This is a genomic window from Streptomyces sp. NPDC059455 (assembly GCF_042750115.1).
In the GTDB taxonomy this organism is placed as follows: Bacteria; Actinomycetota; Actinomycetes; order Streptomycetales; family Streptomycetaceae; genus Streptomyces; species Streptomyces endocoffeicus.
Window position 1 is genome coordinate 1 of sequence record NZ_JBHYVB010000121.1, and the last position, 15,307, is coordinate 15,307.

Here is a 15,307-nt window from a genome sequence, read left to right on the forward strand (position 1 = left end):
AGGGCGTACAGGCGGTGCAGGCTGATGGTGTCGATGTGGAGGAAGTCGCAGGCGATCAGGCTGGTGGCCTGTGCGGAGAGGAACCCGCGCCAGGTTGGGCCGGCGCGGCGGGGTGCGGGGTCGATTCCTGCGGTGTGGAGAATCTGCCAGAGGGTCGAGGCGGCGATCGGGTGTCCGAGCCGGGCCAGTTCGCCCTGGATCCGGTGATGGCCCCATCGGCTGTTCTCACGGGCGTGGCGCAGTACGAGGTTCTTGATGACGGTCTGTGTGGGCGGCCGTCCGGGACCGCGGCGTCGTCGGGAGTAGTCCCAGCGGCGGGCGACGAGCTTGCGATGCCAGGCCAATAGCGTGCTGGGTGCGATGGGGTAGACCTTTGCCCAGCGGCGGCGGGGGATCAGTGAGGACAGGGAGGCGAACCACATGCGGTCCGCGGGTTCGTACCGTACTCGTCCTTGTAGTTGGCGTCGTAGCACGGCGTTTTCGTGGCGCAGGACGAGAAGTTCGGCCTCCTTCGAGGTGTCCCGCCGGAGAAGCATTGCCGGGACGGAGAGAAGACGTCGAGTCACCTGGTACAGAAGCGACACGATCATCCCATCACGGTCGCAGCTCTCAGCACTCCGGGTGGGGCGTTTGACCAGCAGCGATGAATAACGAGCCCCACACGGGGTGCTCAACCTCGCGCCGTTCAGTTGCTTCACCTTCGTCTCCAGCAAACCCCCGATGGTGGGCATCAACATCGGCCGGAAGGCGGGCGTGCGCAAGGACACCGGCCACAACATCCATCGCGGTGGCGAGTTCGTCGTCAACATCCCGGACGAGACGATGATCGAGGCGGTCCATCAGAGTGCTGTCGAGTATCCGTCCTGCGTCAGCGAGGTCGAGACGCTGGGCCTGGGCACGGTGGACTCCGACCGGGTCGGCGTCGCGCGGCTGCGGGATGTACCGGTCAGCCTGGAGTGCGCCCTGCACAGCGTCACCGAGTACGGGCTGACCGGTGCGGAGTTCGTCGTCGGCGAGGTCCTCACCTTCCACATCCGGGACTCGCTGATGGCCGACGGCAAGGTCGACACCGCCGCGATGCGGCCGATCGCCCGGATCGCGGGACCCAATTACGCCGCTCTGGGCGAGGTCACCTCGATGCGGCCGATCGGCCGGACGCCGAAGACCGTGCTCGTGGACGGCGACGGACGATGACCGTGGGCGCGGTGGGTCAGGTGCGCCGGTGGCGCGGCAGTGGTGGCGGCGCGGACCGGTAGACCGGTGGTGTCGCGGAAAGCCCGATCGGGTTGCGGCACAGGGTCACGGCGCTGCCGTCGGCGCGGGGAAGCTCCACGGTCGGGGCGAGCCCGAGGCCGGTGGCGAGCGCGAAGGCGCCGGCGATGTCGTTGACGATTCCGGCGGGCACGCGTACGCGGGTCAGCTCCTTTGCCCAGTCCTCGGCCGGCCTGGCCGCGAGCAGGCGTATCAGCTCCGTGCGCAACTGACCCCGGTGCCGCACCCGGGCCGTGTTGGTGGCGTACCGCTCATCGGCGGCCAGGTGTGGGGCGCCGAGCACCTGGCACAGGTCGGTGAACTGGCGGTCGTTGCCCACGGCGAGCACCAGCTCGCCGTGGGAGCAGGGGAGCGGTTCGTAGGGCGCGATGCTGGGGTGCTGGTTGCCCATCCGGGTGGGCACGACACCGCCGGAGGTGTAGGCGCTGGCCTGGTTGACCAGCGCGGCGAGCAGGCACGACAGCAGGTCGACATCCACCCGCTGGCCCTCGCCGGTGCGGGTCCGGTGATGGAGCGCGGTGAGGATGCCCGTGGTGGCGAACAGCCCGGCGAGCACATCGACCACGGCCACACCGACCTTCTGGGGCTCGCGGTCGGGCTCGCCGGTGATGCTCATCAGCCCGCCGAGTGCCTGGACGAGCAGGTCGTAGCCGGGGAGTTGGGCGCCGGGGCCGCGTCCGAAGCCGGTGATCGAGCAGTAGATCAGGCCAGGGTTGTCGGCCCGGAGCTGCTCGTGGTCGAGGCCGAACTCCGCCATGAGTCCGGGCCGGAAGTTCTCGACGACCACATCGGCGGACAGGGCCAGCCGCCGCGCCTCGGCGCGATCGCGCGGATCGGACAGATCGAGCGCGATCGTGTCCTTGTTGCGGTTGACGGCCTGGAAGTAAGTGGCCTGGTCGTGCTGGTCGTGGGGCGGGCCCCAGGCGCGGGTGTCGTCGCCGGTCCCCGGGCGCTCGACCTTCGTGACGGTGGCGCCCAGGTCGGCGAGGAGCATCGTGGCGAAGGGGCCGGCCAGGACGCGGGCGAAGTCCAGTACCCGGAGGTTGCCAAGAGCGGTCGTCATCTGCGAGCCTCCAATCATCGATTTTCGAAAATCGAGATTCGAAGACTATGGGGCCCGCGACGCCGAGAACAAGGCTCCGAGAACAAAAGGTCCCGAGAACAAAAGGCTCCGAGAACAAGAGGAGAGTCGGCGATGACCACTTCGGCAGCAGTTCCACTGGACTTTCTCTCCGTCGACCACGTCCTCTCCGATGAGGAGCGCGACATCCGGGACACCGTCCGCGCGTTCGTCCGCGACCGGGTGCTTCCCGGGATCGGAGACTGGTTCGACCAGGGGCGGCTGCCCCGGGAACTGGTGGGGGAGCTGGGCAAGCTGGGGGTGCTGGGAATGCATCTCGAGGGCTACGGATGCGCCGGGACGAGCGCCACCGCCTACGGACTGGCGTGCCTGGAGCTGGAGGCCGGCGACAGCGGCCTGCGCAGCCTGGTGTCGGTACAGGGCTCGCTGGCCATGTTCGCCATCCACCGGTGGGGCTCGGAGGAGCAGAAGCGCCAGTGGCTGCCGCGGATGGCGGCCGGTGAGGCCATCGGATGCTTCGGCCTGACCGAACCGGACTCGGGCTCGGACCCGAGCTCCATGCGGACCTACGCCCGGCGGAACGGCGACGACTGGCTCCTGAACGGCCAGAAGATGTGGATCACCAACGGTTCGCTGGCCGATGTGGCGGTGGTGTGGGCGCGCACCGAGGAGGGCGTCCGCGGCTTCTTGGTGCCCAAGGGCACCAAGGGCTTCTCGGCCCACGACATCCGCAAGAAGCTGTCACTGCGCGCGTCGACCACCTCGGAGCTGGTCCTGGACGAGGTCCGGCTGCCGTCCTCGGCGATGCTGCCCGGCGCCACCTCTCTGCGCGGTCCGCTGTCGTGCCTGAACGAGGCCCGTTTCGGGATCGTATGGGGCGCGGCCGGAGCCGCCCGGGCCTGTCTGGCGGCCGCCATCGACTACAGCACGACCCGGGCGCAGTTCGGCAAGCTGATCGGCGGGTTCCAGATCCAGCAGCAGAAGCTCGCCCGGATGGCGCTGGAGGTCAACCGGGCGACCCTGCTGGCACTGCACCTGGGCCGGCTCAAGGACGATGGCCGATTGCGGCCCGAGCAGGTGAGCATGGGCAAGCTGGGCAACGTCGATGCCGCCCTGGACGTAGCCCGCACGGCACGGCAGGTGCTGGGCGCCAACGGGATCACCCTGGAGTATCCGGTGATGCGGCACATGGCCAATCTCGAGTCGGTGGTCACCTACGAGGGCACCGCGGATGTGCACGCGCTGGTCATCGGGGCCGCGCTGACCGGGATCGACGCGTTCCGGTGAACCGTCACCGCTAGAGTCGAGGCGATGACGACACAGCGAAGCGGACCGGGAACGATGGCCCAGCACGCCCTCGAGGCGCTGCGACGGGCGATCGTTTCCGGCCGCTACCGGCCGGGGCAGCGGATCTTGCAGGAGGAGATCGCCGACAGCCTCGGGGTAAGCCTCGCCCCGGTCCGCGAGGCGCTGCGGGCCCTGGAACAGGAGGGGCAGGTCGTCTACCGGCCACGGCGCGGCTACTTCATCACCGAGCTGCACGCCGCTGACCTTCAGGAGATCTACGCGCTGCGGCGGTTGCTGGAGGAGCGCGCGGTGCGCCAGGCCCTGCCCGCGCTCGACGAGGACGCCGTCGAGCGGATCGCCCTCGCCGCCCGTGACTGCGCCGAGGCCGCCCGGCGCGGCGACGTCGCCGCCGAGCTGGAGGCGAACCGCCGATTCCATTTCGGCATCCTGGAGTCCGCGGACCAACCCCACACGGTGCGCCTGATCCAGCTCCTGTGGGACTCCACCGAGCCCTACCGCGCGATGTACTACAACTCGCCGGAAGAGCGGGAGCACGCGGTCGAGGCCCACGACGAGATCCTCGGCGCGGTGCGACGCAAGGCGGTGGACGAGGTGATCGCGGGGCTCGACGCGCACCGGGACCGCGCGCTGCGGACGCTCACCCGCATCCTCGCCGACTGAACCGTATGACCGTGGCCGACAGGGCCGGCGGCTGAGCCGCTGCATGGTGGTACTCGTGAAGGGTGCCGCCGAGCCGATCTTCGCGATGTACGCGTGACTGCTGGCTCCGTACGGCGGCGTACGGCCCCGAAACACTCGACCGCAGAGTGATACGACTTGTCGCGGAGAGTTGCCGCACCGCTGGGGGTCAAGGGGGCGCAGGTTCAAATCCTGTCGTCCCGACCAGCGTTTTCGCAGGTCGAAGGCCGTTTCCGCGGGTAGCGGGGACGGCCTTGACCGTTTCCGGGCCGGGAGCAAGTGGGAGCCCTCTGGGAGCCCTCGTGCTCCCAACTCGCAGACGTGTCAACGGTGCCCGATTCGTCCGTCGCCCGATCCGGTGGACCTACGGCGCCGTACCGCGCCCCTGTGTGCCGTCGTCAATCACGGGCCCGCGAGGTCACCCCATCGATTCGGATGCTCTCTGCAATCGAGAGGCATAAGGGCCCTTTGCCGGCTCCCGACCCCTATCTCTACTCGTTGATGAGGCCCCGAGGATCCGGGTGTGCTCGACTTTGTGGGTGTGGAAGTCATGTCGTGCGGAGGGTTGTTCGGGGGTGTCCTCGGGTGGGAGCTGGTTGCGGGCTTGGTGAGGTCGGTGCTGGTTGTAGTGCCGCTCGTAGGCCGCGAGGGCGTGGCGGGCGTGGGTCTCGTTCATGATGAGGATGTGGTCGAGGGCTTCGCGCCGGATGCTGCCGATGATGCGTTCGCAGTGCGCGTTCATGCGGGAAGCTTGTGGCGCACTTTTGAAGGATTTCCCGGTGAGGGCGCGGGTCGGCTCGATTTTCCGACTCGCGATCATCTCCCGCGACTGGAACGCCTTGGCCGCCGGACTGGTCACCGGCCTGCGTCCGTCGGGGGTGAACGCCAGTTGATCATTTCATCGAGGCGTTCCCACGTCACATCGGGGTTCTGTGGTGGCGGGAGTGGTGGCGGCTTCGCCCGCCAGCTCGATCAGGGTGACCAGGACCTCCTTCCCGGATTCCCGGTCCCGCGCGTCGCACAGCACTACTGGAGTCTCCTCGTCCAGGTCGAGCGCTGCCGCCACTTCACCCGCGCTGTAGTCGCGGACGCCGTTGAAGCAGTTGACGGCGACGACGAACGGCAGTCGGTGCCGCTCGAAGTAGTCGACAGCCGGGAAGGAGTCCCGCAGTCTCCGGGTGTCCGCGAGCACCACCGCGCCCAGAGCGCCGGTGGCGAGCTCGTCCCACAGGAACCAGAACCGGTCCTGGCCCGGAGTGCCGAAGAGATACAGCGCGAGGTCGTCGCCGAAGGTGATCCGGCCGAAGTCCAGTGCCACGGTGGTGGTGCGCTTGTCGGTGACCTCGTCCAGGCTGTCGTCCACCCGGCCCGCCTCGGTCAGGAGCTCCTCCGTGTTCAACGGCCGGATCTCGCTGACCGTGCCGACGAACGTGGTCTTGCCGACCCCGAAGCCCCCGGCCACCAGGATCTTGAGGGCGAGAAAGGGCGCTGGCGCGTCAGAGCGCTCGGAGTCCATCGATCACCCTCCTGAGGATGCGTGCGTCGGGCAGTCGGGCCGGCGGGACGGGCGGCGTGGTGCGGATCAGGCCCATTGCCAGCAGATCGCTGAGGAGCACTCGTACGACTGTCAGTGGCAGTTCGGAGTCGGATGCGATGTCGGCCACGGGGTGCGGCCGTGGTCTGCACAGATGGAGGATCGCCGCCTGCTCGGGCGAGAGCACTGGGTCGTGACCGGCATCCGGCAGTGCGTGGATGACGGTCATCAGGTCGAGTTGCTGCTCGCTGCCGATGTGCGCCCGCCCGGTCGTCACGGCGTAGAGGCGTACCAAGGGCCCCGCCGCTTCGTCGTACCAGCGCTGATCGGAGTCAGTCATCGAGGCGTGAGGTCTCACCGGCCTCGCCGCGTGCTGGAGTGCCGAGGTGCGCGCCGACCCGCTTGACGAGCCGGGCCATCTCGTACGCGACCAGGCCGACATCGGCGGCGGCATCGCTGAATACCGCAAGGCACGAGCCCTCGCCCGCGGCGACGACGAACAGGAATCCGTCCTCCAGCTCGACCAGTGTCTGGACGACCCTGCCAGCCCTGAAGTGGCGTCCGGCGCCCTTGGCGAGGCTGTGGAAGCCGGAGGCGATCGCGGCGAACCGCTCTCCGTCGTCTCGGGACACTGCCTTCGACGAGCCGACTGGCAGCCCGTCGCCGGAGAGTACGACTGCCTGTCTGATCTCCGGCACGTGAGCGACGAGTTCCTCCAGAAGCCAGTCGAGTTCACTGGAGCGGTGGGCGGTGCGGGTCATCGGTTCTCTCCTTTGCCTTCTGTGCCGTGGTCGCTCTCCCTCTGGGGGCGCGGCGCCGTCCTGACGGCCTGGCCGCGGGCCCAGCCCGTCCGGAAGGACGCCATGGTGGCGCGGGCCTCCTCGGGGGTTCTCCCGGATGGATTCCGCGTCTGCCCGTATGGTTCGGTCTCGTCGGACGGCTCGGGTGCCGGACCGGCCTGGCGTATACGACGGGGCAGTTCGGGCCGGGCCGCATGAGGCGGAGGTGCTTCGCCCGTGGTCGGCGACGGCCGCTGGCCGGGAGCAGGATGCGACGTGGGGGGCACGGGCTCCGTTACGTGTGCGTTCGTGGGGTGTACCGGCTCCTTTGGCGTCCCGGCCGGGGCCGGGACGGGAACAGCAGGCGCCGCACCCACCTGGCTCGTGTACGGATCCGTCTCCGCGGCCGCCGTCTCCGCCGAGTCGGTGGCACCCGGTCTGGCCGAGATCCGGCGGGGCAGGCCGTCGGTCGTGCCGTCCGTGGCCGCTTCCCCCGTCTCCGCACCGTCACCGGTCTCATCGATCGGTTCGCCCGCCACTTGGCCGGGCAGCAGGACCACGGCGACGATGCCCCCGTACACCGACGATCGGAGGGCCACTCGCACGTCCAGGCGGTGCGCGAGCCGGTTCACCACGAACAGGCCGAGCTGGCCGCTGTCGAGCAGATCGATCCGTTCGGTGTCGGTGATGCGCCGGTTGGCCTCGGCGAGCGCGGACTGCTCCATGCCGAGTCCGCGGTCCTCGATCTCCAGCGCGATGCCCGCGCCAACGCGCTCGGCGGACAGGCGCACCCTGGTGGGCGGAGGCGAGTACGCCGTGGCGTTCTCGACGAGTTCGGCAAGCATGTGCGTGAGGTCCGCTACCGCCGCGCCGGGCACCCGGACTGCTGGGATGTCCGTGATCAGCACCCGGTCGTAGTCCTCGACCTCGGCCACGGCTGCCCGGACGATGTCCATGAGCGGGACGGGGTGCCGCCAGCGCCGCCCCGGCATGGCACCGGAGAGGATGATGAGGCTCTCCGAGTGGCGACGCATCCGGGTGGTGAGATGGTCGAGCCGGAACAGATCCTCCAGTTCGACCGGGTCCTCGTTACGGCGTTCCATCGTGTCGAGCAGGGCGAGCTGGCGGTGTACCAGTGTCTGGTTGCGGCGCGCGAGGTTCACGTAGACGCCGGAGATGCCGTGCAGGATCTCGGCCCGATCGGCCGCTGCCTTGACCGCGGCCCGGTGGACGGCGACCAATGAGGCGCCGACCTGGCCCACCTCGTCGTCCGGCTGGGGGCGCACGGGTGCTACGGCATCGAGATCGACGGGCTTCCCGGCGTGCAGCCTCGCGATGGCACGAGGCAGTTCGCGGCCCGCCAGGGTGAGCGCGGAGTTGCGCAGGCCGGTGAGTTCGACGATCAGGCCACGGCCGATCCGGACCGAGATCACCAGCGAAAGCACCACTCCCACGAGGCCGAGGACCACGGCGACGCCCGAGCCGCCGAGGGCGTCGAACGAGAGGGGGTCCGTGCTGTCGGCGGCGCCCGTGCCCGCCTGCTGCTGCGCCCGTGCGAGCTGCTGGAGGACGTCTCCGGCGGGCGTGCTCCAGTCGGCGGACGCGGCGACCTGTCCGGCTTGTCCGTCTTGTTTGCGGTTACCTGCCTCGAACATGGCGTCCTCGATGCCCCGCAGCTGCCGCATGGCGGTCCCGGTGAGGATCTTCCGGTACGGGGCCGCGTCGGTGTCCCGTAGATCGTCCACGGAAGCGGAGAGCAGGTACCGCTGGGTGTGGGCGGCACCGACGAACTCCACGTACTGGCCCCCGGTGATACGGCCCGACACCTGTGCGGCGCCCATCAGCGCGTCCTCACGGGCGATCATCTCTCGGGAGTGCGCCAGTTCGAGGACGACGCGCGTCGCCGAGGCAGTGTCGGGGCCCGGCATGGCGGCCAGGGATCCTTCCAGGGCGAAGGCGCGGGCGATCGTGCTGTTGTAGGCGTCGTAGGCGTCCTGCCACCCGGCATCGCGTCCACGCAGCCGCTCGCGCAGCCCGCCGAGATCGTCGAGGTCGGTCATCAGCTGGTCCACGCGGTCCGCGGGGTTCGCACCCACGCCCTCGCTGTCCAGGCTGCTCGCCCGGATTCCGCTGCGGAGCGCGGCGACGGCCGCGTCGGTGTTCCTCTCCCTGTCCACCGCGTCGTCGGCGCGTTCACGGCTGGGTGCGGCGAGTTGACGCAGGGTGGCGGAGCGTTCGGACTGTACGGCGGTGACGAGCGATTCCAGCGGGTTCAGGAGGGAGGAGTTGGCTTCTTTGTACTGGCTCAGTTCCGAGACGCTACGCGCCGTTGTGACGGTGGCGAAGGCCCACAGCGCCATCAGGGAGACGGCGGGGACCATCAGGAGGCAGACGATCTTCGCCCGGATCGAACGTGGCACCAGGAATGTGCTCATCAATTCCTCGAGCTGTCAGGGGTGAGGGGGTTCGGTGGTGGTGGCGGTTGCGGCGGGGCAAGGCGCTGGCTGGACTCAGCCGACCGGTGCGGCGGCGTCGTCGAGCGGTGCGGCCGCGGTGGCGTCGGCGCTTTCGGCTGCCTCGCGTTCGGTGGGCGACAGGGCTACGAAGGCCGACGCGAGGAAGAGGAACGAACCGAGGACCACCGCGAGTGGGAAGATGAACTGCGTGGCCGTGGCACCGTCCAGCACGCCCCCTTGTGGGGCGAGTTCGATCCGCACGGCGGCCATTCCGGTGTAGTGCATGCTGGACACGGCGAGCCCCATGACGAGGGAGGCGAGTGTCGCTCCCGCGGGGCCGCGCACTACAACGGCGGCCCAGAGCGCGGCCGTTGCCGCGGCGACGGCGATGACCAGTGAGAGGGCGACGATCGGCAGCTTGTAGCCGACGCTGCCGTGGAACCGGAGTGCCGCCATCCCGAGGTAGTGCATGGCACCGACGCCGAGGCCGGTACCCAGGCCACCCACGAGGAGCGAGCGCCCGCGTGATCGCCCGTAGCCGACGGTGAAGACGCCTGCCCCGACGACCGCCACGGCCACCAGCAGGCTGAGGAGTGTGAGCGGGACGTCGTAGCGAATCGGGGTCCCGTCGACTCCGAAGCCGAGCATGGCGATGAAGTGCATCGTCCAGATGCCCGAACCGATCGCGACCGATGCCGTCACCAGCCAGTTGCGCCGGGAGCGGCCGTCCGACACCAGTGCCTTCATGGTGCAGTGCAGTCCGAGCGCGGCACCGATGCAGGCCATCACATACGCGGTGACAGGTGAAAGCCATCCGGCGCTGAAGTGGTCAAGGTGTGCCAAGACGTCCCCTCCTTCTTCTCAACTTCAAGGCGATGTGGACGCTAGCATTCCGATTCCTCACAGAAGCTTCACAGGAAAGTGCGTATCTGGAGCTCGCGGCCGGTGTGGTCACTTCAAGCTGTCCTACTTGCGAGTTCCGTGGTCGCAATCTGCGTCACCCGGACACTTCAGCTGTCCCGGGGACGAGACTCTCGCAGTGCGCCTATGGCATAGATCACGGTGCGGCGTGCGGGGAAGCCCTTGAAGGCTCGTGGGGGCTTGACGGGCTGCGGGTTCTTCGCAAGCCTGACGGGGGCAGACGGCGAACATTGGGCCGTGGAGCCAACGGTGATACGCGGCCCCTGCGGACCTGACCGACCACCTGATGCCGTCGGCGACGACCTCGCGGTCCACAACACCTCATCGAACCGTCCGCGCAGCGGCCGCTTCTCACCGACCTCGCCCCAGTGCTGCTCGCTGTGAAGCGGGACTACACCACGCGTCGGCGCACCGGGCGCCCACCCGCCCCGGAAGCGATCAGGAAGCTCGTTCTGCGGTTGGCCCGGGAGAATCCGCAGTGGGGGCAGAGGCGTTTCCAGGGGGAGTTGACGCCGGACATGGCACCCGGCGGCTGCACATCACCGGGGTCACCGCCCGCCGACGCGGGAGTGGGTAGTGCAACATGCCAGGAACCTCACCGCCGACCTTGGCCTACGCCTCAAGATCCTGCGCTTCTTGCTGCGCGACCGCGATGGCAAGTACGGCGAGGCGTTCGACGCCGTCTTCCAGGCTGAAGACATGGGGATCCTCAACAGGGCGCCACAAGCTCCCCCGCATGAACGCGCACTTGGAACGCTGCGCTTGCCGAATACCTCGTCCGTGCAGGTCATGCGGCATGTTTGTATGCGTGGAGGATGCCGCCAAGGTGGTCGTGGCGTCGTATGCCGAGGTGGCTCAGCTTGTCGGGATCGTCGATTGGTGTGGGCAGTGGGTGTAGCGGTCGGGCGTTCGCGATGCCCTGGTGCGGTCGATGGGAGTTGTAGAACTCCTCGAACTCTCGCAGGGCGTGGAGGAGGTGGCGCTGGTTCCAGATCAGGGTCCGGTCCAGGAGTTCGTGTCTGCAGGTCTGCACCCACCGTTCCATGACCGAGTTCATTCTCGGCATCCGGATGCCGGTGAGGGTGAGGACGACCTCGATCCCCGTGTCCTTGAGGACAGCGTCGAACAGGGCGGGGAACTTCCCGTCTCTGTCTCTGATGATGGATCGTGCCCGGCAGCCGGCGTCCTCAAGGCCCAGGACCAGGTTCTTGGCGAAGGCGCAGCACCAGTGCCCGGACGGACTGGACAGTGCGGGGTCTTCCGGGACGCTCGGGCCGGGAGGCAGGCGCGTGGCGGCTGGCGCGGGGCCGACGCCGTGGAGCCGGGCGCTACAGCCGGGTCGTGGACCTGCCCGCGAGCACGGAACGCCGTCCTGTGTGAAGTTCACCCTCCGCTCCGCATGCCAGATATTGGTTCACGGACCGCTATCATCCATAACATCTACAGCGAGACGTTCGCACATCAATGAGATACTCATGATTATTGAACGTCTTACGGCATGTTCGTAAGTTCGAACCATGCAGACATTCGCTTTGGGAGATTTCGAGATCAGCCGTATCACCGAGTGGCACGGCTCTTTCGCGCCGGTCAGCGTGCTGTTCCCCTCCATCCCCGCCGACGCATGGCAAAAACACCAGACCTGGCTGGACGCGCACTTCTGGGATGCCGCGACCGGCGACTACCAGGCCCATATGCAGACCTGGGTGCTGCGTGGACAGGGGCGCACAATCCTGGTGGACACCGGGCTGGGCAACGACAAGCCGCGCGTCCACGGTCTGCTGGCCAACCGCGACGGCGACTTCCTACACCGGCTCGCCGCGATTGGCGTGCAGCCCGAAGACGTGGACACAGTTGTCAACACCCATCTGCACACCGACCACGTCGGGTGGAACACTCGGCTGGAGAACGGCGAGTGGGCACCGACATTCCCCAACGCTCAGTACCTGATGCACAAGGCCGACTTCGACTACTGGAACCCCGCTAACAACATCCCCCGCAAGTCGGACTTCGGCGACCCCGCCGACAGCAGGGCGGGCTTCGACGACAGCGTGCTGCCCGTTCACCGAGCCGGTCAGGCCCTGCTGTGGGAAGGCGACGAGCACTCCATCGCCGCCGGCCTGTCCCTCCAACTGGCTCCCGGACACACCCCCGGTTCCACGGTGCTCAAGCTGCACTCCGGCACGGACCGCGCCTTCTTCGTCGGAGACCTCATCCACACGCCCTTGCAGTTCCTCACCCCAGACCACGACACCTGCCTGAGCGAAGACCAGCAGCAGGCGGCCAGGAGTCGCCGCCGCATGCTGGAAGAGGCCGCAGACACCAACGCCCTCATCATCCCGGCCCATCTGGGCGGCGCCGGAGGGGCCGAAGTCGTCCGGAAGGGAGAAACCTTCACCATCAAGCAGTGGGCACCCCTGACCGCGCCAGCAGCGAATCCCGGTCGCCCGGTCCGCCTCACCTGACGCACCACAACCAATCGTCATCCGGCGAACGAGACGATGGGTGCCGATTTGCGCCGAATCTTTAATCGATCGCATACTCTGGCAGACGTGGACGTGCTCAGTGATGTCATTACTTCCTTCCGCGCAGGACGCCCCTTCGCCAACCGAGAAGACCGCGCGGGTGTCTGGCATATCCCCTTCGCCTCTTTCGCCGGAGCCGGGTTCCACATCGTGCTGAGCGGATCGTGCCGACTGCTGACACCCGACGGTTCACAGCGAACGCTCAGTATCGGCGACGTGGTACTCACCCCGCACGGCGCACAGCACGCCCTGGAAAATCTCGGCCACGCCGACGCAGCGGCCGACAGCCCCACTTCCCTGCTGTGCGGGGCCTATCAGCTCGATCAGACACACCCCCATCCCCTCTTGGCCACCCTGCCGGACGTCATCCACCTGCGAGTGCAGTTCGGGCGCCATCCCGCACTGCACTCCGCCGTGTCCCTGCTCGGCACCGAACTGCAAAACCCACAGCAGGGATCCGTGTCCGCCCTTTCCACGCTGCTCGACCTGCTGCTGATCTACATGCTTCGAGCCTGGCTTGAGGACGAGTCCGACCGCGGCGCGCCCGGCTGGTCCGCAGCGCTTGCCGACCCCGTTATCAGTGCCGCTCTCAGCGCCATGCACGAGAACCCGGCCCACGCCTGGACCGTCGAGGAACTGGGCAAGGAAGCCAACGTGTCCCGGGCGGCGTTCGCGCGCCGATTCACCACTCTGGTGGGAGAGCCGCCGCTGACCTACCTGACCTGGTGGAGACTGAGCATTGCCGCCCGCCTGCTCAAAGAAAGCGGCACATCTCTCGAGTCCATCGCGCGCAGCGTCGGGTACGGCTCGCAGTACGCCTTTGCCAACGCCTTCAAACGCGTGCACGGCACCTCTCCCGGTCGCTACCGGCGGACGCACACCGGCGACCAGCAGCCGACGCAGTGGCATCCGAGCCCAGGATGACCGCGGAGTGGTGTACGTGGAGAGGCTGTCCAGGACGACATGGATCTGGGTCCCCGCGTGCGGCTTGATGGCCTTCTCTAAGAAGGCCAGGAAGCTTGCTCCATTCCGGTTCGACTCACCTGGAAAGTGCCTCCGACAGGGGCGGGAACAAGGACCTCAGCAATCCTCATTCTCGCTGGTCAGAGGCATTTTTCGCTTACCTGACCGCCTGTCGGACAGCCCGCTTCATGAAAGCGCGAGGCTAGAACTCAAGGATCCTAGGAGGACTCCGTTAGGTCTAACGGAGTCCTACTGGTCGGTCTCCTGCGGCCGGTTCGATCACGAGACTTGGAAGGATCGCTTGGACAGCCCGAACCGGTAGCCCTCGATCGTCGTCCGGACGGGCACTTCGGCGTCGGTCGCGACTCCGAGGGTGACGAACATCGGCGTGTAGTGCTCGACGGTGGGGTGCGCGAAGAGCACTGCGGGGGCGAGGCTGCGGTAGTTCATCAAGGTGTCGAGGTCACCACGGGCGAGGGCGTCGGCCGCCCAGGCATCGAAGTCGGCGGACCAGGACGGCACGACGTTGTGCACGAACTGGTCCCGGGTGAGGAAGGGAACCCCGTGCGTCATGTAGCCCGACCCGACCACGAGGACGCCTTCCTCGCGCAGACCCCGCAGCCGACCGCCGATGTCCATCAGCCGGGCGGGGTCGTGTGTAGGCAAGGACATCTGCAGGACCGGAACGTCGCCGTAGGGGTACATGGTTTTCAACGGGACCCACGCACCGTGGTCCAGGCCGCGGCTGGCGTGTTGGTGGAACGGTTCGCTGTCCGGCATCGAGGCCGCGACCCGGGCGGCCAGTGCGCCGGCGTCCGGTGTTTCGTAGGTCATCTGGAAGTACCGCTGGGCGAAGCCCCCGAAGTCGTAGACCAACGGCGTGTTGGGGCCCGACGCCGACAGGCTGAGCGGCACCGATTCCCAGTGCGCGCTGACGATCAGGATCGCCGTCGGTTTGGGCAGCGCCTGGGACCAGCCGAACAGCTCGCTCATCCACACCGCGTCCTCGAACAGCGCCGGAGAGCCATGGCTGAGGTAGAGCGCGGGCATCGGCCCATCGGCCGGCGTCCAGCGACGCTGATCGCGACTGGCGGGAGCCCGCACTCTCATGAACTGGTCGTAGACGGCCGCAGGATCGGCAGCAGCATTCATGGTTGACCTTACTAGGTGGTTTGTGGAGACGAACGTCTGTCTCGAACTCAGAAGGTGACCCGCGAGTGCTGCCCGAGGCGAGGATGGCGAGTCCTTCGGCGGCGTGGTCGAGTCGAGGACCTGGGCGACGCTGACCTGCGTGGAGCCTTCCGCGCCCTTTGTCGCGACCGGAGTGGTGACCTCTCGGGTGGCGTGTGCCATCACCTTACGGCCGGTGAGGCCGACAGCGGCGAGGGTGTCCTCGTCAGGTCCCGTGGTGGTGAAGGAGACCCCGCTGGCCTCCTTGACCTCGCCTGAGGGGATCTGCTCGGGGGAGTTTCCAGCGAGGTTGACCAGGGCGTCGACGCGGTCGGCGTAGTAGGCGACGACACCCTGGTCGGCGACCGATCCGGCGTTGTGCCGTTGACCAGGACCTCGCTGCCAGCGTCGGCGGCGTCGACGGCGTCCTCGCCGACTTCCGCGATCGGGACGTCGCCAAGGGTGGGCTGGCCGTAGGCGGCGGAGATGCGCAGTGCGCGCATGGTTGTTCTCCGGTTGTTGTGGCGTGATGTCGATCAGGCGTTGCGCTTCTTCAGACGACGAGCCGGCATGGTCGGTGCGGGTGCTTGCCGCGCTCCGCTGCGTGTGCCGACTCTGCACCG

The 15,307-nt window shown here is 68.0% G+C and carries 15 protein-coding genes and 2 pseudogenes; 6 read left to right on the top strand and 11 right to left on the bottom strand.

Going from position 1 to position 15,307, the window contains the following annotated elements; genetic code table 11:
• A pseudogene (locus ACFXB5_RS33750) lies at positions 1 to 590 on the bottom strand (integrase); the annotation flags it as partial.
• A gap of 76 nt (positions 591 to 666) precedes the next feature.
• Here ACFXB5_RS33750 and ACFXB5_RS33755 point away from each other — a divergent pair.
• Positions 667 to 1,194, top strand: coding sequence for a flavin reductase family protein (locus tag ACFXB5_RS33755; protein WP_385215129.1), 528 nt, complete (start codon positions 667 to 669; stop codon positions 1,192 to 1,194).
• A gap of 16 nt (positions 1,195 to 1,210) precedes the next feature.
• Here ACFXB5_RS33755 and ACFXB5_RS33760 read toward each other — a convergent pair whose 3' ends face one another.
• Positions 1,211 to 2,335, bottom strand: a complete 1,125-nt coding sequence (locus tag ACFXB5_RS33760; protein ID WP_385215130.1) for a CaiB/BaiF CoA transferase family protein — start codon at positions 2,333 to 2,335, stop codon at positions 1,211 to 1,213.
• Positions 2,336 to 2,467: 132 nt separating this feature from the next.
• Here ACFXB5_RS33760 and ACFXB5_RS33765 point away from each other — a divergent pair, with 132 nt between their 5' ends.
• Together ACFXB5_RS33765 and ACFXB5_RS33770 are read left to right on the top strand one after the other, a co-directional pair.
• On the top strand, positions 2,468 to 3,640 hold the full coding sequence (locus ACFXB5_RS33765) for an acyl-CoA dehydrogenase family protein (RefSeq protein WP_385215133.1): 1,173 nt from the start codon (positions 2,468 to 2,470) through the stop codon (positions 3,638 to 3,640).
• A 24-nt stretch (positions 3,641 to 3,664) separates the two neighbouring features.
• A complete protein-coding gene (locus ACFXB5_RS33770; RefSeq protein WP_385215136.1) occupies positions 3,665 to 4,321 on the top strand; it encodes a GntR family transcriptional regulator in 657 nt (218 codons plus the stop codon).
• Positions 4,322 to 4,757: 436 nt separating this feature from the next.
• Here the strand turns inward: ACFXB5_RS33770 and ACFXB5_RS33775 are convergent, their stop codons facing one another.
• Entirely contained in the window at positions 4,758 to 5,081 is a 324-nt protein-coding gene (locus ACFXB5_RS33775) for an integrase core domain-containing protein (RefSeq protein WP_385215205.1), read from the bottom strand.
• Here ACFXB5_RS33775 and ACFXB5_RS33780 point away from each other — a divergent pair.
• Positions 5,047 to 5,232, top strand: a complete 186-nt coding sequence (locus ACFXB5_RS33780) for a hypothetical protein (RefSeq protein WP_385215208.1) — start codon at positions 5,047 to 5,049, stop codon at positions 5,230 to 5,232. The two genes, ACFXB5_RS33775 and ACFXB5_RS33780, sit on opposite strands and share 35 nt — an antisense overlap.
• Before the next feature lie 5 nt (positions 5,233 to 5,237).
• Here the strand turns inward: ACFXB5_RS33780 and ACFXB5_RS33785 are convergent, their stop codons facing one another.
• From ACFXB5_RS33785 to ACFXB5_RS33815, 7 genes and pseudogenes are all read right to left on the bottom strand, one after another.
• Entirely contained in the window at positions 5,238 to 5,855 is a 618-nt protein-coding gene (locus ACFXB5_RS33785; RefSeq protein WP_385215139.1) for an ATP/GTP-binding protein, read from the bottom strand.
• The gene (locus tag ACFXB5_RS33790) at positions 5,836 to 6,213 is read right to left on the bottom strand and encodes a DUF742 domain-containing protein (RefSeq protein ID WP_385215142.1); all 378 of its coding nucleotides are present in this window, start codon (positions 6,211 to 6,213) and stop codon (positions 5,836 to 5,838) included. Before ACFXB5_RS33790 ends, ACFXB5_RS33785 begins: the two co-directional genes overlap by 20 nt.
• The gene (locus tag ACFXB5_RS33795) at positions 6,206 to 6,634 is read right to left on the bottom strand and encodes a roadblock/LC7 domain-containing protein (RefSeq protein WP_385215145.1); all 429 of its coding nucleotides are present in this window, start codon (positions 6,632 to 6,634) and stop codon (positions 6,206 to 6,208) included. The genes ACFXB5_RS33790 and ACFXB5_RS33795 overlap by 8 nt, the downstream gene beginning before the upstream one ends.
• Positions 6,631 to 9,087 (bottom strand): nitrate- and nitrite sensing domain-containing protein, encoded by a 2,457-nt coding sequence (locus ACFXB5_RS33800; protein WP_385215146.1) that lies wholly within the window; start codon positions 9,085 to 9,087, stop codon positions 6,631 to 6,633. Before ACFXB5_RS33800 ends, ACFXB5_RS33795 begins: the two co-directional genes overlap by 4 nt.
• Positions 9,088 to 9,162: 75 nt before the next feature.
• Complete coding sequence (locus tag ACFXB5_RS33805; protein ID WP_385215148.1) at positions 9,163 to 9,951, bottom strand: MHYT domain-containing protein; 789 nt, start codon at positions 9,949 to 9,951, stop codon at positions 9,163 to 9,165.
• 690 nt (positions 9,952 to 10,641) lie between these two features.
• Positions 10,642 to 10,827, bottom strand: a complete 186-nt coding sequence (locus tag ACFXB5_RS33810; protein WP_385215150.1) for a hypothetical protein — start codon at positions 10,825 to 10,827, stop codon at positions 10,642 to 10,644.
• Positions 10,817 to 11,248, bottom strand: a pseudogene (locus ACFXB5_RS33815) (integrase core domain-containing protein); the annotation flags it as partial. The pseudogene ACFXB5_RS33815 and the gene ACFXB5_RS33810, both read right to left, overlap by 11 nt.
• Positions 11,249 to 11,546: 298 nt before the next feature.
• Here ACFXB5_RS33815 and ACFXB5_RS33820 point away from each other — a divergent pair.
• A complete protein-coding gene (locus tag ACFXB5_RS33820; protein WP_385215152.1) occupies positions 11,547 to 12,491 on the top strand; it encodes an MBL fold metallo-hydrolase in 945 nt (314 codons plus the stop codon).
• An 87-nt stretch (positions 12,492 to 12,578) separates the two neighbouring features.
• Positions 12,579 to 13,475 (top strand): AraC family transcriptional regulator, encoded by an 897-nt coding sequence (locus tag ACFXB5_RS33825; protein ID WP_385215155.1) that lies wholly within the window; start codon positions 12,579 to 12,581, stop codon positions 13,473 to 13,475.
• Positions 13,476 to 13,793: 318 nt separating this feature from the next.
• Here the strand turns inward: ACFXB5_RS33825 and ACFXB5_RS33830 are convergent, their stop codons facing one another.
• Positions 13,794 to 15,305: a dioxygenase gene (locus ACFXB5_RS33830; protein WP_385215158.1), complete on the bottom strand. Its 1,512-nt coding sequence runs from the start codon at positions 15,303 to 15,305 to the stop codon at positions 13,794 to 13,796.
• Positions 15,306 to 15,307: the final 2 nt, after the last annotated feature.